Below are 15,439 nucleotides of genomic sequence, written 5' to 3'. Positions count from 1 at the left end.
GTTGTTTGGCTACGGGTTGATGGGTGTGCCGCCGGGCGTCGTGTTGCCGGACCACACGTTCCCGGCCTGACTTGCGGGCCAGTTCGCTACAGGCCCGTACTCGCTCGCACCCAGCACGTTGTCCACGATGCGGGTGTTGGTGATGCCGTACGGCTTGCCCGGCTGCAGGCTGAAGAAGCCCAGGCAGTAACCCGCATCGGTGGAGATGTGCGACCGGGTGATGAGCATGTCGTCGATACCCGGCGGGTCTTCGGAGTAGAAGCTGACCCCGTTGGAGCAGGCGTACCGGTCCGAGTTGCAGCGCAGTGTGGAGTGCTCGATGCGGACGTGCGCCCCGCCATGTGTCGACGCGGCGGTTTGGTGGGCGCCCGGGACGATGCGCTGGTCGTGGACGTAGGAGTCGGTGACGACCACGTTGGAGCCCAACGCCAGCCCGCGCAGGCCGCCGTGGATGTCGCAGCGCAGGCACGAATAGTTCGAGTTGCCGATCGCCGCGAAATTGTCGGTGCCGCCCGAGATTTCGACGTCGACCAAGCGCACGCCGCGCAGGTCGTAGCCCGCGCCTTCGACATGCCCACCGTCGATGTAGGAGCGGCTGATGGTGATGCCGGCCGCCGCAATCACGACGCTGCCGGGGAAGCTACAGCCGTCATAGATGCCACCGGCCACGGCCAGCGTGGTGGGGCAGGTGCGCAGGCTGACGCCGGTGTGTCGCCATCCGGTGCAAGCGCTGTCGGGGACGGCGGGCCATGCGGGGCAGGCGGTGGGTGGTGTGGGTCCGGCGGTGGGCGGGGTGCTCGGGCTGGGTGATGGTGTCGGTGAGACGCTCGGACTTGGTGACGGGCTCGGGCTCACGGATGGGCTGGCGCTCGGCGATGCGCTCGGGCTCGCGCTCGGCGACGGTGACCCGGCCGGAGCGAAGACAGCACGGCAGGTTTCGAGCCAGTTGCGCTGCGCCGGAGTGAGTGGGCGGCCACTGGCCAGCCGGGCGGCACATGCGTTGCCCATGGCGGCCTGGTCGTCCAGCGGCGCTACAGCACTATTGGCTGGTGTGGTGGCGGCAAAAGCCGCGACGATGACGAGTGCGGCGGCGGTACCTGCGATCCAATGCCTACGGTCGAGCTGCATGTCCCTTACCTTTCGTTTTGGTTGCCCGCCCCGGGGAAGGAGCGGAAGGGCTTAGGCGGTGGGATGGGCTGGGCATACGCCGTCCACAAGCTGGCGGGCGCACAGCCGCAGCCCGCCGCCCTCATAGGCGGGGTTCTCGACCGGCTCCCTGCAGCCGTTGCGGACGTCATCTCGCAGGACGTAGGAGTGGCGGATGTCGCGGTCCATGTGCCACAGCCGCACGCAGCCGTAGTCCTTGAACTGGCCGACCATGCCGAACGAGGATTCGTAGCCGCAAGGCTGTTCGCGCATCACCCGGGTCAGCGCCCAGGCAACGTCCTGGCCGCGTACATCGCTGGCGGCTATCGCGTCGCGGAGGACTTGGGCGAGCTTGTCGATGTCGCTCATGCCCCACCTCCGTCGGCCCACTCGACGACCGCGTGCTCCATGTCTAAGACCTCACCGAGGAACTCGAACGGAATGGCGGCATGGAAGCCACCACGAGGCATGCGGACTATGCACGCCCCGTCCGGGAACTGGACGCCATGCAGCACCTCGTCCTCCGGTATCCCGTCGGGGTAGGTGATACGGAACGGGCGCGCGAACTCAGCCACGAGGAGCCTCCAGGCACTCGGCAGCATGCGTGGTGATCTGATCGAGCGCCTCAGGCGTACAGGGCGCGCCATGGGGCACGCTGTGTGCCCAGTGGGTGCAGGCTCGGTCCACGCCGACGCGGTAGAGCCGTGACGAGTCGACCAGCCCGCCTGTCGCCAGCGGGCTTCCGGTTGCCGCGCCCTCCGTCTGCTCGCCGGTCAGCGCACGGCGGGCGTCCACAGCGGCAATCAACTCACCGAGTGCAGCCGCATGCGCTTCCAGCCAAATCGACGAGTCCTCTGTGGCTGGCGACCGCCTCCGCTCAATGTCGAGCAGCGCTTCGGCTGCGGCAGCCACCCGCTCGTCGACTGCCACACGGGCGTTGATGTCGGCGTCCTCGTCCAGCGGGATGTCGAGGTTCGGGTTCCGGATGCTTTCCACGAAGGCGACGTCCGCCAGCATCTGAGGCGTTACCGGGCCGATCTCCAGAGTGGCCAGTTCGTCATCCCGCTCGGCCTGGGCCGTTTCGGTGCCCACCTCGGCGCAGTCGCGACGGACGTGGGTGCCTTCAAGGCCACCACAGCGAGGGCAGTCGAGCGCCGCAACATCCGCCTTGACTTCCGGCACTGTTGAACGCCGTTCGACGTCCCGGTTGATTGCGTCGCAGGCATGCTCATGAAGCCGCTGCAGCAACTCCCGAACCAGCACCTCCACCCCGACCTCGTTGAACCGGAACACCTGATCCCGGACGTAGGCCATCGCGCCCACCAGCAGATCGGCGCGGTCGGAATGCTTGTCACGCGCAGCGGTCGCCTTGGCCAGCTCCGCCAGCAGGGCGGGCACATCTCCCGCCGACATGTTGGCGTAGTGGACTGACCCGACGCCGAGTGCCAGGTAGTCCTTCGACCGCTCGCTGATCTCCGTCAACTGCTCGCTGGTGAGGGTCATGCCGCCACCTCCGTGCACGCCTTCTCGGTGCACGGAACCGCACCCAACTCCAGGGCACGGCCCACCGACAACTCCCGCCACTCGGCCGGATCTGCGTTGTCGCGACGTGGCATACACGCGGGCCACGCACCTTTGCCCTTGCCTGGGCGGTGGGCTATCGACACCTCAGGCTCGATCGGCTCACGGCCGACCACACACTCGGTCAAATGCTGCATAGTCACTTCTGGTCCTCCTCAAAAACTGGACGGCGTTTGGCCGTCTCACCCCGGTACAGCACGTCGATCAGCGGACCGTCCTTGTCGAACCCGTCGGTCAGCTGCACGTACAGGCAGGACTCGAACATCTGCATCGACACCCTCGAGCCGTGCAGCACGTCGTTGTGGGTGGTGCCGTTGACGACATGCACCACCTCGATACGCACCGTCGGCTTTGGTTGGTCGGTCACCGCTGCTCTCCCTCGTTCGGTGTCGGTTTCGGTGTCCAGCCAGACCCGCGGCATCCGTCGTATCCGTCCGCCCAGCCGCTGGCCGAAACGATCTGCTCCTTGTGCCGGGCCACCTTCCCGTCGGCGCCCAAAGGCACCGGGGCGAGGCAGTGGCGGCAGATGCCAGTCGTCATGGCGCCGTCCCGTTGACAGCCTCGGCAACTGCGGCGATCAGATCCCGGGCTGCCGGCGGAGTGACCGCATTACCCAACTGCCGCACCCGTTCACGCCGATTGCCCAGCAGCCGGTAGCCGGGGTCGAACGCCATCGCGGCCTGAATCTCGTGCGGCTCCAACATGCGGAAGGCGCAGTCGTCCGGGTCGATTTCGATGCTTGCCAGGCCGTTGCCCTCGACCGCGGTCTGCGTCGGCAGCGGCGAGGTGACCGGTTTCGCCGGCCCGTTGTAGTCGACGATCATGTGATGGTTGCCCTCGGCGGCAACAGTCATCAGCGGGTCGGTCGACGCTGGCCGTGCCACGGCGTTGTTGCGCAGCGGAACAACCAGCGCATCCTGCAGCCGTGCCGTCTGCGCGCGGAACACACCCGTGGTCAGCCGGGCGTTGGTACCCGTACGGCCCTCCACCGGAACAAGCAGGCCATCAGTCTCAACCGTGGTACGGGTCGCCATCGGCTTGGCCAGCGGCTCCGCTCGATCGCGCCACGTTCCACCGCACGGCACCAGCAGCTGGCTGCCGTAGGTGGCCAGGCCCTTGCGGATCCGTGCCATCGTCTTGGGCGCCAGCGGCCGGCTGCGGTCGCCGATGCGCTGCCCGGTCAGCGACCAGTCGATCGCTGCCGCGGCGGGCAGGAACTCGGGATTCACCACCGCGTTGCGGCATTTCAGATTCGGGCAGCGGTACACGTACTGGCCGCTGCGCCCGAACTTGCCGAACTGCTTGTTCGGGTCCTTCCACGCCTGGATCGGCGTGACCACCTGGTCGCACGGCTGGCAGTAGGCGGGCGGGCGTGTCCACCGGCGCAGATCCGGACGGCGGCAGGCCTTGCGCCACGCCACGATGTAGATGCGGTCCCGTGACTGCGGTGCGCCTGGGCCCAGTTGCTGGGCGTGCATGGAGTTCAGGTAGACGATCTCGTGGTCGTAGCCGAGCGCTTCAAGCTCGCGCAGCCAGTTCGGCCACCACGCCCAGTCGCGGACCTCGACGACGTTCTCCACGATGACCGCCTCGTAGCGGTGCACTGCCGCGAACGTCAGGACATCCTTCATGGTCGATCTGGATCTTTCGGCGGCTTCGTCGGGCAGGGTTTCACCGAACAGGTCGGGCTGCCGGTCGTGTTTGCGTTTACCTTTGGCCTGGGAGTGGTTGGTGCACTCCGGCGAAAACCAGCCGATGTCGGTGCGTGGATACAGGCGCGGGTTTGCCTTGGACAGGTCGGCTTTCTGGTGGTCCACCTCGGGGTGGTTGAGGGCGTGGGTGTCCAGGGCCAGCTGCCAGTGATTGAACGCGTGGGTGACCTGGACGCCAGGTACCAGCTTCGCCCCGGACGAGGATCCGCCGGCGCCGCAGAAGTAATCGCTCAAGGTGAGTGTCATCGCTTCACGTCCTTTTGAATCGGCACGACCTTCTTCTCGACGAGCGCCGACGGCATCAGCCCCGCACCCGGGCAAGGCCCATGCCTGCCCGTCACCCGGCCGTCAGACATCAACGCCGTCTCACGGCCGCAGTGGGAGCAGATACCGCGGGGCACCTTGAAGGCTTTACGCACCATGAGGCACCTCGGGCGCAAGCTGCGCCCGGTCGGCAGCCAAAGCTGCCTCGCCTAGGTCGGTGATCGGATACCGGCCATCGGACAGGCGCACAATCCATCCGTCCGCCAGCAGCTGCTCGACGATTTTGAGCTGGGCCCGGCGTGACGTGTGCCCAGAGACTGTGTGGGAGCGGATAAACGTCCCGCCAGTCTCGGCGTCGTACAGGCGGCCGTATTTGGCTGCGGTCAGATGGCGGCGGGTGTCGACGTTCACTTGGCCACCTCGGGCGGCAGTTGCATCCGGGGCTTGGCCAAACGTGCCAACGTCGCCGCGACCTCACCGGAGTACCAGTGCTCAGGCCGCCACAGCGCGGCGTCAGCGCCGCCGGCATCGAGGGTGCCCAACCAAGCCATCTGCTCCGGAGTGGGCTGCAGGGTCGCATTCTTGAGCTCCCGGAACAGCACGCCGCCGACGCCGGCTAAAACCAAATCCGGGAACCCGACCCCGACGGACTTGCGGCTGTCGCGGACATGAAAAGCGAGCAGCCGGTGAGTGCGGGCCAAGTCCAGGATGGACGCCTGCAGCTGGCTTTCGGTCATCGTGGGACGAGTCATCAGGCCACCCCCGCCAGGTCGAAGGCAACCGCGTCAATCAGCCCAACCACGTCGGCGTACTGGCCCACACACGTTGGGCACCACCACAGCCCTTCAGGCGGCACCGAAGGAAGCGGGTCGATGATGACGGTCAGCGACCTGGTGACGTCATAGCCGTGGACACCGCACAGAGCGGACCGGCCGGGGAACTTGCCGTCCTCACGCATGATGTGCAGCCGCTTGACCTGACCGGCACGAGGGCCGTCCTGGACGTAGCCGCGGTAGAAGGCGCGCGCCATCAGCGGACCTCCATCACGTCACTGAACGCCTGGACCATCTCGTCGATCGCCGCCCGAACATCGAACGGGCTCTCGGCCTTGAGCAGGTGGCCGAGCCGGGCGACAAGGATGTCCTGGTTCTGGTCCAGCTTCACAAGATGGGCGTTGATGGCGTCGGAAACCCTGTCGCCGACCACCATCTCGATGATGTCCTCGTCGAGGTCCTTCAGCTTCGGCTCGTCGGTCGGCGGAAGCTTCGGCGGATTGTGCTCACACCGCGCCTTGAATCGGGCCAGATGCTCGCTCTCCCACTGGTCGTGGGTGATGCGCAGCATCTTCACCCCAGCCGCCTTGGCCGCCGTGACACCAGCTGCGGTGTCGAAGGTTTCCAGCCACATCGCTTCGTCGGCGATGGTTTGTGAGGCGATGGAGAACGGGCAGCCGCAGGGCCAGGTGAACATGTAGTGGAACCGCTCGGCGGAGGTCACTCGCCCCACCTCGCCAGCTCGTCAGGCGTCATCTCCGCAATGCGCTCGGCGTCGTTCTCCATGCGCTCGTCGGCGTCGGCTGGGTCGTACAGGTCACACCGGCCTTCACCTATACAGCCGTTGCAGCAGCATCCGCCTGTGGCCTCGATGTCGTTCGGTTCGTGCAGAACCGACTCGCGGCCAGCGGCATAGGCCGCTTTCACCAGCTCGGCCAGCGGGCCCATGTGCGCTTCCTCGTAGTAGGAGCGCGCGTCGTCGTCGATATGGGCCTGCCGTGCAGCATCATCCGCGTATGCCGCCTTGGCATACACGTGCTTGCTCAGGCAGTAGTCGCGGTACAGCTGGTGCAGCACCTCGGTCGGGATTTCGGCGGCGGCCAGACGCGGCGAAGAGGAGGTCATGCGCCCACCGCCACTCGGGTATGTCCCGCACAGCCGGTAGGACCACAGACCGGACAGCGCGAGGCCAGCAGCTCCTCACACAGCCGCTCCAGCTCATCGCGGGCGTCAGGCTTCCTGCGGGCCTCGTACTGCTTGCCGCCCACCCAGATGTCCCAGTACCAACCCTGACCGCGAGAACCGACCACGCAGGTGCGTATGGCATGGCCAAGCTTCCGGCCGCTCTCGTCGTCGATAGGGCGGTCGTAGGCCAGCAGCGTCGTACCGCGGTCGGCGATGTAGACGGTCATGCGGTCACCTCCGGTCGTGAACCCCAGGAGCCGTTCGAATACAGGAAGACGACTCCATGAAGGAAATGGGTAACTGGCACTCGCAGCGGGTCCTCGTCCTGCCGAATGGCCCATCCGTGCTCACGTGCTTCTTCACGGTGCGACTCGACATGGCTGTGGCAGCCCGCATCGCCAGCACCCGAACCGCACAGGGCCAGCCCGTTCTGCGGCGCATTGGTGTCCGGCTGTTGCGTGCCACCCGCACCGCGGGCGCGGCGGTGCTGGATTGAGTAGTCGAAACCACGCTCGCCATACAGCGCACCGCCGCAGCGGCCGCAGGCGTGGCCATCGCGCTCGAGGATGGCGTCGACCACCTCCGGGGCGAAACCGGCGTGGGGCCGCTTGGCGGTGGCCATCTTCGGCTTCGCCTTGAACGTCGACGTCGGGAAAGGATTGCCCTCAGCGGCCAGCTGGGCGCGGCGCTTGGCTGACATGGGAGCCAGACCCGTGCCCCGCTTCACGAGATCACCTGACCGGCCAAATCCAGCAATGGCTGATCCGACCCACGCAACTCGTCACTCACCCGATAGGCCGGGATCCGCACCTCGATGCCCCGGTAGTGCGCCTGCGTTATGCAGTTCCACGTGCCCGACCCTTTGCCGTTCCAGACCTTGCCCGGCTGCGGGAAGGCCAGCAGCAGATCAGCCATTCGGCCGGCCGTGACATCGTCGAGGTCGTCACCTAGCAGCATCCGCTTGTTGCGCACCGAACCCGCATAGTGGTGGTTCTCCGGCGTCCAGCCAGCGTCGTACACGGCTGGCGTGACGCCATCAGTCCCAGCGATATGGGCGCGGACGATGGCATCCGCGCCTCGCTGCTCGCCGACGCGGACAGTGACCGGCACGGTGCGCTCGCCGAGAAGGAAGTGCTGGCCGATCGCCTCATCGAGGTGCCGCCGGATGAAGGCGGCGTCTTTCCACTCACGCCATCCGCTGACCGCAAGGATCATTCGGTCACCGCCGAAGCCTTGTCGGTGGCGGGCTCCAGCTGCGCCACGTACTTGCGCAGCTTCACCAGCACCTGCTCCGCCTGATCCACGCTCAGCTGAGCCGTCTTCTCCACCGACTCCGGCTTGATCGCCTCGTTGATGTACGGCAGCGCCAACTCCTTCGAGTTCAGCTCAGCCTTCTCCAACAGGGCCATCAGCTCTTCCATCTGCCGCTTGCCGAGCTGCTGCGGCTCGGGCCCCTCCTCGCCCTGCGGGTTCACCAAATCGCGGACGTGTGCCGTGGCGGGCTCGCATTTGAGGATGTCGAAGATGACCCGTTCCAACGTCAAACCGGGCATCGGCCGCGGCCGGTCCACGCCCGGGCGCACACCCGCATGGACTGAGCGGGCACCGACGACAAGCGGGGGATGCTCGCGGGAGACGCGGATCCACACCGAGCAGTCGAAGGCGAGGTTCTTCTGACCCTCGACCTTGTACTCCTTGGTGTTGGCGATGGGCTTGCCGTTGCCGTCCATCGCCGCGACGTCCTTGCCACGTGCGGTGACTACGACGATGCCGGGGAAGGTCATCAGGATCGTCATAAGCCTGCGGTGCCTGGCGGTGGCCTCGTTCCACAGGTCCATCGAGACGGTCACCTCGACGTCGGCGGCTACACCTTTGCCGTTGCGCTTGAGCCGGTCCTTGGCCTTGCCCTGCGCCCAGTCCTTGTGCAGGTCCCACTCGGCGGTCGACGAGTCGATGCCGAGCACCACGGGCGGCTCGCCGAGCTTGGCGACGCGTTCGGCTTCGGCGCGAACTGCTTCTACCTGGCCGAGGATGGAGCGCCACGTGCCGTCGTGTTCCAGGACGAGGTAGCGGGCACCGGGTATGGCACCGTATTCGTCGGCTGCGCCTTCGCCGAGGTCCAGCCAGTAGGTCTGGCCCACCTTGTCCGATGCAGACAGCTCGGCCAGCAGCCAGCTTTTGCCGGCCTTCTCCGGCCCTTCGACGAGGATCAGCGGCCACGGAATGCGGCCTGTCGGCGGCCGGGTCTTCAGGGTTGTCATCAGTCGTCTCCCAATCCGTCGCTGTGGCGCTTGGCGCGGGTTTCGTCCTCTACGGCCTGCGCGAGTGGGCAGATGTGCAGATGCCGGTTGGCCTTGGCGATCAGCCGCTCAAGACGCCGGCGAAGGTCCGCGTTCTCGGCCTCCAGCTGCTCGTTGCGCTTGAGGAGCTTGATGCGGGCGTCCCATGCGTAGAGCTGCCGGGCGAGCTCGGTGAGGGCGGTCACAGGCACTCCTTGCATTCGGCGAGCCGTGTTTCCGCGTCCTGAAGCCGCCCGGACAGCTCGACCAGCTCCTCGTCCATGCGGGCGATCTGCTCATCCCGCTCAGCCAACTGGGCCAGACGTTCGACGCCGATCTCCTTCTCTATGGCCAGCAGCCGCTGCACTGTGCGGATCCCCTGCTCCTTCGCGATCACCTGCGCCGAAAGGTGCGAGTTGACGATCCGCAGGGCACGGTTGTTGGTGGCGATCCGCTTGACCATCGCCACCATGCGGACATGACGTTTGCGCAGAGACGCTTCGGCGAGACGGTTGAGGATGCCCAGGATCATCGGGCACCTGCCAGCAACAGATCGCGCGCAGCGGTCAACCGCCGGAACAGCTCCGGATCGCCGCCCACATCGGGGTGATGCTTTTTGGCGGCGTTGCGATATGCCTGCGCCGCCGCGGCGGGATCGGTGAGCACGTCGACCGGCTTGAACGACGTTTGCCCGGGATGGGCGAGCAAGTCGGCGGCCTGCGCGCGGGTCATGTCGAATTCGCCGGTCGTGACACTGATGGCGGTCCAGCCTCGGTACTGCTCGCCGCTCGAGGTCACGCCATAGCGGTCGACTGCCCGCAACGCCTCCAAGGCCAGCGCGATCGCCCGTATATTGGCCTGCCAGCCAGGCGGGTCGTTGTAATAGCGGGCGTCGTAGGCATCGGTGGCGTAGGTGAGAGAGCCGTGCCGAGACTCGAAGGAAACCTTCACGCCGGGGAAGGCGACCCGGGCGTTCGCGCGAAGCATGCCATCGCGGCGCAGCTCGCCCTCGGTCACGTCGATCTGAATGACGACCAGCTCGCCGCCGAGGTGCTCGACTTCGCGGCCGAGCAGGTCGAGCGTGGATTGCCAGGCTGCCCGGAACCGCCCCGAGGTTGCACGAGGTTCCGTCTTGGGCTGATCCCAATTGCCCAGCGGTCGAATCTCGTACCTCACGGCTGCCACCTCTCCCGGTCGCGGTTCAGGTCCTGCTCGTTCAGCAGGTCGAAGAAGTCCCGCTCCTCCTGGCTGGCGATACGACCATCTACAGCCAGATCAGCCAAGCCCGCCGCGAGTTCGCAGGCGGCAGGGTCGTTGCAGTCGTGGGCGCCCATCGGGTCGTCGGCCGCATCGGATGCGGCCACCATCGCCGCCGGGCCGAACGCCAACACCACAAACGCGATCGCCGAAGCCACCATCAGCACAAAGGCGAAGGCAACAAACGCAAGCCAGTTACCGCCCAGCCCGCCGATCAGCAGCGAGGAGAGCACGATGGCCAGCGCCGTAGCGGCGGCAAGCGTCACAGCGACGCGACGAGTAGACGGGCTCATGAGGCACCGCCAGCGGCCGCGTGCAGGTCCAGGAAGTCGCCAATCCGCCGCAAGTGCTTCGGCGTCAGGCCCGTCCGATCGTTCGGCGATACCAGCAACGCTGGTGAATACGCCCGAAGCCCCGCATCAGCGTCGTAGCGCTTCAAGCTGTAGGTGATGTCGTCGTCCGTCCACACCAGCGGCCGCTTCTCGTCGCGAACCACGCGCTCGGCCGATGGGAGCTTCCACCAGTCCGGGCGGCCCTCGCGGATCGCCTCGGCTGCGTAGGTCACGGCAGCGTCGAACTCGGGCGCGACAGCAACCTCGAAGGCGGGCAGGCCACACAGTGCCTCTATTGCGGCTGCATCCTTCTGCCACGTGGTGTGCCAGCGAACCTCGGCGCGGCCCGACTCGTGCACATCGCGGATGAAGTCGACGACAGGCTGGGCCCACAGGATCGGGAACTCGCCATCCCGGTTTTGAGCTTTCCCGGACAGCCATTGGTCCTTGGGCCAGACGCTGCCATCAGGCTTTCGGGAGCAAGCGTTGACGACGCCGTCGACGTCGAGCAGCCAAACAGGAACAGTCACTTGGACACCCGCTTCCCCGCGAACGGCGACCTAGGAGCAGCAGGCACAGGCTCCGACGCGACAGGCGCAGACGGCGGTGTGGGCTCCCCGAAGCCCTCACCCTCACGAACCGCAGGCAGAAAAATGGTCGCCAGAAACCCGCCCAGCACCACCAAACACGTCACACCGATATACAGCAGCTGATCCTCAGCAGGCAGAGCGGCGAACCAGTCGAACGCGGAGTCGAACACGCTCACGACACCACGACCTTGTTGGCGTCCAAGTCGACCAACACCTTGCGGTTGCTCCGCGCCTTCGGCAGCCATTTTGCAGCCTCGGCGATCGCCGGGTCCTTAGCCTGTTCGCCCGCCGACTCGAAGCCCTGAGCAACCGCCAGCGCCCCCATCTCGACATCCGAGCGCACAAACCGCCTACGGGTATTCGGATCCACCTCAGGCTCCGGACCCGGATCCAAATCCTCCGCGTCGTAGCCCTTGATGATCGGCCACAGCTGTGTGCGGTCAGGGTCGTCCAGCTTCCACTCCGGCATCCGCCACACCGACACGTGATCTGGCAGCGGCGTCGACTCGAACACCGGCACAGTCGCCGCCTCGATCTCGCGACGCCACACCACACCCGTCAAAACATCCGACGTCCCAGCGTCCGACCACGGCGCGACAACCAGCATCGGCGGATCAGCCGCAGGCTCGGCCGGCGCTTCCACCTTGCCGGCGTCGCGGCTGTTGGCGCGCATAAGCTCCCGCGCCCACTGCGCCAGGTACATGAACAGAGCGCCAGCGGCGAAGGTGCCGAGCAGCTCGAAGATGGTGACTGAAAGATTGCGGGTCATCGGGAGTCTCCTTTGAGGGAAGCGAGAAGGTCGGCCTCCACGCGCTCGATGTGAGCGGCATGCGCAGGGCCGAAGTGGTAGGCCTCGAAGTCCATGGGCGGCTGATGCATCAGCTGAGGCGGGTTGCGGCGGGCCTGACGCAGATCGCCGACGTACGCCATACCGATCGGCACGCCGAACACCAGCAGCACCAAAGCGAGGACATGCAAGCCGTTGATAGTCACAGCCATGGCGCCACCCGCCTCCTCATCAGTTCGGCGAGCAGCAGCATCGCCCAATGCGCCAAATACCAGCTGCCACCGGAGATCAGGGCGACGCACACGGCGAACAGATAGTCAGCGAGCGGACGCATAGGACACCTCATTTCGAGGACGAGGGATGGGCCGCCGCGCCGAATTCGGCTTCGGCGGGCGGGAGACATTGCGCAGGCCGCGAACACAGGCGGCTTCGAAGGCGGTGCGGATGACCAGCAGCTCCCGGGTGTCCACCGCGTCGCCCCATGAGGCCAGCTGGTAGACCTGCACCCACAGCAGGTGAGGGCCGATCGACGCCTCACCCATCACGCTGATGACACGCACCCGCAGCGGGCGCAGAAGGTACTGGCAGCCACACAGACCGTCCACGTAGGCCTCCGCGCCGGGCTTCATGACGCACCCCGAGGCTTGAGAAGGCCAATGTCGTACGCGATCGCCACCAGATGCGCCCGATCGACCGCGCCGTACTTGGCGCGCATCTTCTTCGCACGTTTCGTGATCGCCGCTGCGGTCACACCGAACTGCAGGCCGATCTGGCGTTCGGTCACACCAGACCGGAAACCTTCCAGGATGGCCAGCTCCACCTCTTCGGCGGATGCCTTGATTGCCTCGGTCATCGCTCAGCCCTCCAAGAGAGCAGCGACGAGACTGGACTTGGCGCACTCAGGACAGGCGGTGCACGCAGGCGGATCGGCAAGCCGCAACACGGCCACCGCCAGCAACTCCTCGACCTTCCCTGGACCGGAAATGCCGCCAGCCAAACGCAGCAGGTAGCGCAACCTGACGGCCCGCTCCACCTGCGTCGCGTCCTCGCCGAGCACTGTTTTGGCCATGCCCACGATTTCGGTCAGGTTCTCCTCGAGGAATGCCAAACGCTGATCGGCGGCGGCGAGAAGCTCAGGCGGGAACACGGTCATGACTCACCGCCCAGCCGCTCAGCCAGAGCACCATCGACGGCGTACACCAAAGCCGCACGGTCGTCGCGCAACCCGTCGGTGTACGAATAGCCCACCACCACATGCCCCGACAGGACCGCTACCGGCATCACCTCGGCCACCCGGTAGTCGGTGCCGCCGTAGCGCACCATGTCACCGGCACGCAGCGAGGTGACCGCGACAAAGGTTGAAGTCAGAGTGCTCATCGGGCACCGCCCCGAAGCTCGCGGGCGTAATGCACCATCGCGTCCTCAAGCGGAGCCGCAGCATGCACCGGACACAGCATCGACCCGTCGGCAGGAGTCAGCGGCGTATCACAGCCACCGATCCAGTTGCAGTGCGAAAAGATGGTGCGCTCCGGAGCAGCAACCGCCGCCGGGTGCTCAGGTACCAACTCAAGCTGCGGCATCGGCACAGACGCCTTCCCCACCGCAACCAACACGGGAGCATCCACATGGGCGGCGATACGCACATGCCAGCCCAGCCACTCAGCCCACGCCGAATGCGTCGCCGACCCGTCCTGGAACGTCGACGAATGCCGGGAAGCAGAAGACACGCCAAGCGCATCCGCCCACGCCTGCACCTCACCAAACGTCGCCACCTCAACCGTGGCGATTCCGTTCGACTTCGTCATCCGCAAACCATCCGGATGCGGCAAGCTGTAGGCGTCGCGCAGCTCGGCGAACCCGAGCAACGTCGCAGTGATGTTCAGCGGACCGGTTTTCGCCGGCCGCTCGTTAGACCCAGTGAGGTTCACCGAAGTCTCCTTTCGTGTGAACTGGTTCGTGGAGGTCCCTGGGCGCTCTAATCGCCCGGGGCCTTTCTTGTTGTCTGGCCCGGGAAGCCCTGCCCCAGCTGGACTTCCCGGGTTCCGGGACCGCCTCTCACCTCACGGCTTGAGACCTGCCTCCCAGCCGCCCAGGCTGGAAGCTTTTGAGCCCAGGGCCGGGGACCCGGGGGAAGCCCCAGCCCTGGGCGGTATCCCCACGCTCCGCACTACCCCGACGGAAGCAGGCGAGCTGTGGGGACGTGGACGGCCTCACGCATCACGCGAGGCCTTGCCGCCTGGTTAGGGCGACTGGTCTTGGGGTGAGTCACCCGAACGGACGTGCCCGTGCCGGAGCTTGTGGCGCAGGACGGCCTCATTCCGACAAGGCCGACACTCCCTGCCCACGCATCCCTTCCGCTTGCGGAAGTAGAGGTAGGTGTTAGCTAGGTCGTACGGATGGCCCTGGGGGCAGTGCGTCTTGTCGCGCATTGGATTGTTGAGCTTCCCCGCCCGTCCTCGACTGCCGTTTACGGCTTGGGTCACTGCCTCCAAATGCGCCGGGTTGACGCACCGGCGATGGGGGCACGTTTCGCCCCCGCGACAGGAGAGATCGCGGGTGTGGCAAACATGATCAATCGTCAGGCCATCAGGAATTGGGCCGACAAATTGCATGTATGAAAAGCGATGTGCGCTAATTCTTTTGCTGTCGCAAGACAGCTGGCCGTATCCGGCACGTGCGTAGGCAGTCCAACGCCAGCATCCATTTTGCTGCTTGACCACCTTGGCCATGAAGCGCTCTATAGAAGCCTCTGTGACGATCATTTCGGCTCCTCAAGTTGTCGGAGGTAGCGGAACGGGCGGTGGGGGCGGACTCTCGGGCCTAGGTGGAGGCGGGGGAGTCGTTGGCCCTGATGGACCCGGGCTCACGCGACCCGCGCTGGAGCCGTGTCGGGCAGGAATTGAGATACGGGGACACCGAGCACTCGCGCGACCCGCACCAGGTCGTCTGCACTGAATTCGGTCACGCATCGGAGGCGACGGCTGACCCACATCTCGGACACATCCAGCTGCGCTGCGAGCCAGGTGTTGTTGTCGTGGCCTTGTCGGCCCAATTCCGCTCGGACCTCGGCCGCAACGTATTCCGTCGTGCTCTGTCTCATGAGGTTATGCTCTAACGTCAGACGTTAGAAGTCAACATGGCATGATTGAATTACCCGAACGGTTGACGTGAGAACCAAAAGCGTTAGAAACTAACTGTCATGGAGACAGACGCTCATCCAGCGACAGGCCTAAGCGCCATCGTCGCCAAGGAGATTCGGATCATGCTGGTGCGGCTCGATCTGAAGCAGAGCGAGCTAGCGGCGCGCCTAGGGGTCAACGAGATGTGGCTAAGCCGCCGCCTGCGGGGAGCCCAGCCCATCGACTTGAACGATCTTCAGCGGATCGCCGAGACGCTTGGCGTCGAAGTGACCGACCTACTACCTCGCCCTAATGAAGGCCGGACGGTGGCCACTGCGGGAGAGCCCGCACGCACGGCGGCCTATGCGACGGGTGGAGCAGCATCGCGAAACGAGATTAACGTTCGTTAAGCTT

The 15,439-nt window shown here is 65.9% G+C and carries 33 protein-coding genes; 1 reads left to right on the top strand and 32 read right to left on the bottom strand.

The window, feature by feature from the left end:
* Positions 1 to 9: 9 nt before the first annotated feature.
* From Rhe02_RS26970 to Rhe02_RS26820, 32 genes are all read right to left on the bottom strand, one after another.
* On the bottom strand, positions 10 to 1,128 hold the full coding sequence (locus tag Rhe02_RS26970; protein WP_203911168.1) for a hypothetical protein: 1,119 nt from the start codon (positions 1,126 to 1,128) through the stop codon (positions 10 to 12).
* Between the two features lie 51 nt (positions 1,129 to 1,179).
* Positions 1,180 to 1,515 carry a hypothetical protein gene (locus tag Rhe02_RS26965; protein ID WP_203911167.1) on the bottom strand — a complete coding sequence of 112 codons (336 nt, stop codon included), beginning with the start codon at positions 1,513 to 1,515 and terminating at the stop codon, positions 1,180 to 1,182.
* Positions 1,512 to 1,721 carry a hypothetical protein gene (locus Rhe02_RS26960; protein ID WP_203911166.1) on the bottom strand — a complete coding sequence of 70 codons (210 nt, stop codon included), beginning with the start codon at positions 1,719 to 1,721 and terminating at the stop codon, positions 1,512 to 1,514. The genes Rhe02_RS26965 and Rhe02_RS26960 overlap by 4 nt, the downstream gene beginning before the upstream one ends.
* Positions 1,714 to 2,649 carry a hypothetical protein gene (locus Rhe02_RS26955; RefSeq protein WP_203911165.1) on the bottom strand — a complete coding sequence of 312 codons (936 nt, stop codon included), beginning with the start codon at positions 2,647 to 2,649 and terminating at the stop codon, positions 1,714 to 1,716. Before Rhe02_RS26955 ends, Rhe02_RS26960 begins: the two co-directional genes overlap by 8 nt.
* On the bottom strand, positions 2,646 to 2,870 hold the full coding sequence (locus tag Rhe02_RS26950) for a hypothetical protein (protein ID WP_203911164.1): 225 nt from the start codon (positions 2,868 to 2,870) through the stop codon (positions 2,646 to 2,648). Before Rhe02_RS26950 ends, Rhe02_RS26955 begins: the two co-directional genes overlap by 4 nt.
* Positions 2,867 to 3,094, bottom strand: coding sequence for a hypothetical protein (locus Rhe02_RS26945; RefSeq protein WP_203911163.1), 228 nt, complete (start codon positions 3,092 to 3,094; stop codon positions 2,867 to 2,869). The genes Rhe02_RS26950 and Rhe02_RS26945 overlap by 4 nt, the downstream gene beginning before the upstream one ends.
* Positions 3,091 to 3,267: a hypothetical protein gene (locus tag Rhe02_RS26940; protein ID WP_203911162.1), complete on the bottom strand. Its 177-nt coding sequence runs from the start codon at positions 3,265 to 3,267 to the stop codon at positions 3,091 to 3,093. Before Rhe02_RS26940 ends, Rhe02_RS26945 begins: the two co-directional genes overlap by 4 nt.
* Positions 3,264 to 4,685: a DNA cytosine methyltransferase gene (locus tag Rhe02_RS26935; protein ID WP_203911161.1), complete on the bottom strand. Its 1,422-nt coding sequence runs from the start codon at positions 4,683 to 4,685 to the stop codon at positions 3,264 to 3,266. Before Rhe02_RS26935 ends, Rhe02_RS26940 begins: the two co-directional genes overlap by 4 nt.
* A gap of 165 nt (positions 4,686 to 4,850) precedes the next feature.
* Positions 4,851 to 5,114, bottom strand: a complete 264-nt coding sequence (locus tag Rhe02_RS26930) for a hypothetical protein (protein ID WP_203911160.1) — start codon at positions 5,112 to 5,114, stop codon at positions 4,851 to 4,853.
* Positions 5,111 to 5,455 carry a hypothetical protein gene (locus tag Rhe02_RS26925; RefSeq protein ID WP_203911159.1) on the bottom strand — a complete coding sequence of 115 codons (345 nt, stop codon included), beginning with the start codon at positions 5,453 to 5,455 and terminating at the stop codon, positions 5,111 to 5,113. Before Rhe02_RS26925 ends, Rhe02_RS26930 begins: the two co-directional genes overlap by 4 nt.
* A complete protein-coding gene (locus tag Rhe02_RS26920) occupies positions 5,455 to 5,733 on the bottom strand; it encodes a hypothetical protein (protein WP_203911158.1) in 279 nt (92 codons plus the stop codon). The genes Rhe02_RS26925 and Rhe02_RS26920 overlap by 1 nt, the downstream gene beginning before the upstream one ends.
* Positions 5,733 to 6,200 (bottom strand): hypothetical protein, encoded by a 468-nt coding sequence (locus Rhe02_RS26915; protein ID WP_203911157.1) that lies wholly within the window; start codon positions 6,198 to 6,200, stop codon positions 5,733 to 5,735. The genes Rhe02_RS26920 and Rhe02_RS26915 overlap by 1 nt, the downstream gene beginning before the upstream one ends.
* Positions 6,197 to 6,601 carry a hypothetical protein gene (locus Rhe02_RS26910; protein WP_203911156.1) on the bottom strand — a complete coding sequence of 135 codons (405 nt, stop codon included), beginning with the start codon at positions 6,599 to 6,601 and terminating at the stop codon, positions 6,197 to 6,199. The genes Rhe02_RS26915 and Rhe02_RS26910 overlap by 4 nt, the downstream gene beginning before the upstream one ends.
* A complete protein-coding gene (locus tag Rhe02_RS26905) occupies positions 6,598 to 6,888 on the bottom strand; it encodes a hypothetical protein (protein ID WP_203911155.1) in 291 nt (96 codons plus the stop codon). Before Rhe02_RS26905 ends, Rhe02_RS26910 begins: the two co-directional genes overlap by 4 nt.
* Entirely contained in the window at positions 6,885 to 7,388 is a 504-nt protein-coding gene (locus Rhe02_RS26900) for a hypothetical protein (protein ID WP_203911154.1), read from the bottom strand. Before Rhe02_RS26900 ends, Rhe02_RS26905 begins: the two co-directional genes overlap by 4 nt.
* Positions 7,385 to 7,876 carry a hypothetical protein gene (locus Rhe02_RS26895; protein WP_203911153.1) on the bottom strand — a complete coding sequence of 164 codons (492 nt, stop codon included), beginning with the start codon at positions 7,874 to 7,876 and terminating at the stop codon, positions 7,385 to 7,387. Before Rhe02_RS26895 ends, Rhe02_RS26900 begins: the two co-directional genes overlap by 4 nt.
* Positions 7,873 to 8,922: a DEAD/DEAH box helicase family protein gene (locus Rhe02_RS26890; RefSeq protein ID WP_203911152.1), complete on the bottom strand. Its 1,050-nt coding sequence runs from the start codon at positions 8,920 to 8,922 to the stop codon at positions 7,873 to 7,875. The genes Rhe02_RS26895 and Rhe02_RS26890 overlap by 4 nt, the downstream gene beginning before the upstream one ends.
* Positions 8,922 to 9,146 carry a hypothetical protein gene (locus Rhe02_RS26885; protein WP_203911151.1) on the bottom strand — a complete coding sequence of 75 codons (225 nt, stop codon included), beginning with the start codon at positions 9,144 to 9,146 and terminating at the stop codon, positions 8,922 to 8,924. Before Rhe02_RS26885 ends, Rhe02_RS26890 begins: the two co-directional genes overlap by 1 nt.
* Positions 9,143 to 9,472 (bottom strand): hypothetical protein, encoded by a 330-nt coding sequence (locus tag Rhe02_RS26880; protein WP_203911150.1) that lies wholly within the window; start codon positions 9,470 to 9,472, stop codon positions 9,143 to 9,145. The genes Rhe02_RS26885 and Rhe02_RS26880 overlap by 4 nt, the downstream gene beginning before the upstream one ends.
* Positions 9,469 to 10,116 (bottom strand): hypothetical protein, encoded by a 648-nt coding sequence (locus tag Rhe02_RS26875; RefSeq protein ID WP_203911149.1) that lies wholly within the window; start codon positions 10,114 to 10,116, stop codon positions 9,469 to 9,471. The genes Rhe02_RS26880 and Rhe02_RS26875 overlap by 4 nt, the downstream gene beginning before the upstream one ends.
* Positions 10,113 to 10,490, bottom strand: coding sequence for a hypothetical protein (locus tag Rhe02_RS26870; RefSeq protein ID WP_203911148.1), 378 nt, complete (start codon positions 10,488 to 10,490; stop codon positions 10,113 to 10,115). Before Rhe02_RS26870 ends, Rhe02_RS26875 begins: the two co-directional genes overlap by 4 nt.
* Positions 10,487 to 11,059 carry a hypothetical protein gene (locus Rhe02_RS26865; protein WP_203911147.1) on the bottom strand — a complete coding sequence of 191 codons (573 nt, stop codon included), beginning with the start codon at positions 11,057 to 11,059 and terminating at the stop codon, positions 10,487 to 10,489. The genes Rhe02_RS26870 and Rhe02_RS26865 overlap by 4 nt, the downstream gene beginning before the upstream one ends.
* Positions 11,056 to 11,295, bottom strand: coding sequence for a hypothetical protein (locus tag Rhe02_RS26860; RefSeq protein WP_203911146.1), 240 nt, complete (start codon positions 11,293 to 11,295; stop codon positions 11,056 to 11,058). Before Rhe02_RS26860 ends, Rhe02_RS26865 begins: the two co-directional genes overlap by 4 nt.
* On the bottom strand, positions 11,292 to 11,888 hold the full coding sequence (locus Rhe02_RS26855) for a hypothetical protein (protein ID WP_203911145.1): 597 nt from the start codon (positions 11,886 to 11,888) through the stop codon (positions 11,292 to 11,294). Before Rhe02_RS26855 ends, Rhe02_RS26860 begins: the two co-directional genes overlap by 4 nt.
* Complete coding sequence (locus Rhe02_RS26850; RefSeq protein ID WP_203911144.1) at positions 11,885 to 12,118, bottom strand: hypothetical protein; 234 nt, start codon at positions 12,116 to 12,118, stop codon at positions 11,885 to 11,887. The genes Rhe02_RS26855 and Rhe02_RS26850 overlap by 4 nt, the downstream gene beginning before the upstream one ends.
* On the bottom strand, positions 12,109 to 12,240 hold the full coding sequence (locus Rhe02_RS50605; RefSeq protein WP_275412649.1) for a hypothetical protein: 132 nt from the start codon (positions 12,238 to 12,240) through the stop codon (positions 12,109 to 12,111). The genes Rhe02_RS26850 and Rhe02_RS50605 overlap by 10 nt, the downstream gene beginning before the upstream one ends.
* A complete protein-coding gene (locus tag Rhe02_RS26845) occupies positions 12,224 to 12,535 on the bottom strand; it encodes a hypothetical protein (protein WP_203911143.1) in 312 nt (103 codons plus the stop codon). Before Rhe02_RS26845 ends, Rhe02_RS50605 begins: the two co-directional genes overlap by 17 nt.
* Positions 12,532 to 12,759 (bottom strand): hypothetical protein, encoded by a 228-nt coding sequence (locus Rhe02_RS26840; RefSeq protein ID WP_203911142.1) that lies wholly within the window; start codon positions 12,757 to 12,759, stop codon positions 12,532 to 12,534. Before Rhe02_RS26840 ends, Rhe02_RS26845 begins: the two co-directional genes overlap by 4 nt.
* 3 nt (positions 12,760 to 12,762) lie before the next feature.
* Entirely contained in the window at positions 12,763 to 13,059 is a 297-nt protein-coding gene (locus Rhe02_RS26835; RefSeq protein WP_203911141.1) for a hypothetical protein, read from the bottom strand.
* Complete coding sequence (locus tag Rhe02_RS26830; RefSeq protein ID WP_203911140.1) at positions 13,056 to 13,283, bottom strand: hypothetical protein; 228 nt, start codon at positions 13,281 to 13,283, stop codon at positions 13,056 to 13,058. Before Rhe02_RS26830 ends, Rhe02_RS26835 begins: the two co-directional genes overlap by 4 nt.
* Positions 13,280 to 13,834 (bottom strand): hypothetical protein, encoded by a 555-nt coding sequence (locus Rhe02_RS26825; protein WP_203911139.1) that lies wholly within the window; start codon positions 13,832 to 13,834, stop codon positions 13,280 to 13,282. Before Rhe02_RS26825 ends, Rhe02_RS26830 begins: the two co-directional genes overlap by 4 nt.
* Positions 13,835 to 14,769: 935 nt before the next feature.
* A complete protein-coding gene (locus Rhe02_RS26820; protein WP_203911138.1) occupies positions 14,770 to 15,006 on the bottom strand; it encodes a helix-turn-helix domain-containing protein in 237 nt (78 codons plus the stop codon).
* Positions 15,007 to 15,168: 162 nt separating this feature from the next.
* On the opposite strand from Rhe02_RS26820, the gene Rhe02_RS26815 reads away from it, so the two are divergent.
* Positions 15,169 to 15,435 (top strand): helix-turn-helix domain-containing protein, encoded by a 267-nt coding sequence (locus tag Rhe02_RS26815; protein WP_203911137.1) that lies wholly within the window; start codon positions 15,169 to 15,171, stop codon positions 15,433 to 15,435.
* Positions 15,436 to 15,439: the final 4 nt, after the last annotated feature.

The sequence above is a fragment of the Rhizocola hellebori genome (assembly GCF_016862955.1).
In the GTDB taxonomy this organism is placed as follows: domain Bacteria; phylum Actinomycetota; class Actinomycetes; order Mycobacteriales; family Micromonosporaceae; genus Rhizocola; species Rhizocola hellebori.
Note: the sequence above shows the minus strand (reverse complement) of the source record. Positions and strands in the feature narration are given on the sequence as shown.

Bases quoted from the DNA above. Each gene is read 5' to 3' on its own strand.
- Rhe02_RS50605 (WP_275412649.1), bottom strand. From the start codon at position 12,240: ATGCGTCCGCTCGCTGACTATCTGTTCGCCGTGTGCGTCGCCCTGATC.
- Rhe02_RS26870 (WP_203911148.1), bottom strand. From the start codon at position 10,490: ATGAGCCCGTCTACTCGTCGCGTCGCTGTGACGCTTGCCGCCGCTACG.
- Rhe02_RS26850 (WP_203911144.1), bottom strand. From the start codon at position 12,118: ATGGCTGTGACTATCAACGGCTTGCATGTCCTCGCTTTGGTGCTGCTG.
- Rhe02_RS26925 (WP_203911159.1), bottom strand. From the start codon at position 5,455: ATGACTCGTCCCACGATGACCGAAAGCCAGCTGCAGGCGTCCATCCTG.
- Rhe02_RS26970 (WP_203911168.1), bottom strand. From the start codon at position 1,128: ATGCAGCTCGACCGTAGGCATTGGATCGCAGGTACCGCCGCCGCACTC.
- Rhe02_RS26905 (WP_203911155.1), bottom strand. From the start codon at position 6,888: ATGACCGTCTACATCGCCGACCGCGGTACGACGCTGCTGGCCTACGAC.
- Rhe02_RS26855 (WP_203911145.1), bottom strand. From the start codon at position 11,888: ATGACCCGCAATCTTTCAGTCACCATCTTCGAGCTGCTCGGCACCTTC.
- Rhe02_RS26940 (WP_203911162.1), bottom strand. From the start codon at position 3,267: ATGACGACTGGCATCTGCCGCCACTGCCTCGCCCCGGTGCCTTTGGGC.
- Rhe02_RS26880 (WP_203911150.1), bottom strand. From the start codon at position 9,472: ATGATCCTGGGCATCCTCAACCGTCTCGCCGAAGCGTCTCTGCGCAAA.
- Rhe02_RS26830 (WP_203911140.1), bottom strand. From the start codon at position 13,283: ATGAGCACTCTGACTTCAACCTTTGTCGCGGTCACCTCGCTGCGTGCC.
- Rhe02_RS26935 (WP_203911161.1), bottom strand. From the start codon at position 4,685: ATGACACTCACCTTGAGCGATTACTTCTGCGGCGCCGGCGGATCCTCG.
- Rhe02_RS26920 (WP_203911158.1), bottom strand. From the start codon at position 5,733: ATGGCGCGCGCCTTCTACCGCGGCTACGTCCAGGACGGCCCTCGTGCC.
- Rhe02_RS26965 (WP_203911167.1), bottom strand. From the start codon at position 1,515: ATGAGCGACATCGACAAGCTCGCCCAAGTCCTCCGCGACGCGATAGCC.
- Rhe02_RS26890 (WP_203911152.1), bottom strand. From the start codon at position 8,922: ATGACAACCCTGAAGACCCGGCCGCCGACAGGCCGCATTCCGTGGCCG.
- Rhe02_RS26840 (WP_203911142.1), bottom strand. From the start codon at position 12,759: ATGACCGAGGCAATCAAGGCATCCGCCGAAGAGGTGGAGCTGGCCATC.
- Rhe02_RS26820 (WP_203911138.1), bottom strand. From the start codon at position 15,006: ATGAGACAGAGCACGACGGAATACGTTGCGGCCGAGGTCCGAGCGGAA.
- Rhe02_RS26895 (WP_203911153.1), bottom strand. From the start codon at position 7,876: ATGATCCTTGCGGTCAGCGGATGGCGTGAGTGGAAAGACGCCGCCTTC.
- Rhe02_RS26955 (WP_203911165.1), bottom strand. From the start codon at position 2,649: ATGACCCTCACCAGCGAGCAGTTGACGGAGATCAGCGAGCGGTCGAAG.
- Rhe02_RS26835 (WP_203911141.1), bottom strand. From the start codon at position 13,059: ATGACCGTGTTCCCGCCTGAGCTTCTCGCCGCCGCCGATCAGCGTTTG.
- Rhe02_RS26815 (WP_203911137.1), top strand. From the start codon at position 15,169: ATGCTGGTGCGGCTCGATCTGAAGCAGAGCGAGCTAGCGGCGCGCCTA.
- Rhe02_RS26845 (WP_203911143.1), bottom strand. From the start codon at position 12,535: ATGAAGCCCGGCGCGGAGGCCTACGTGGACGGTCTGTGTGGCTGCCAG.
- Rhe02_RS26910 (WP_203911156.1), bottom strand. From the start codon at position 6,601: ATGACCTCCTCTTCGCCGCGTCTGGCCGCCGCCGAAATCCCGACCGAG.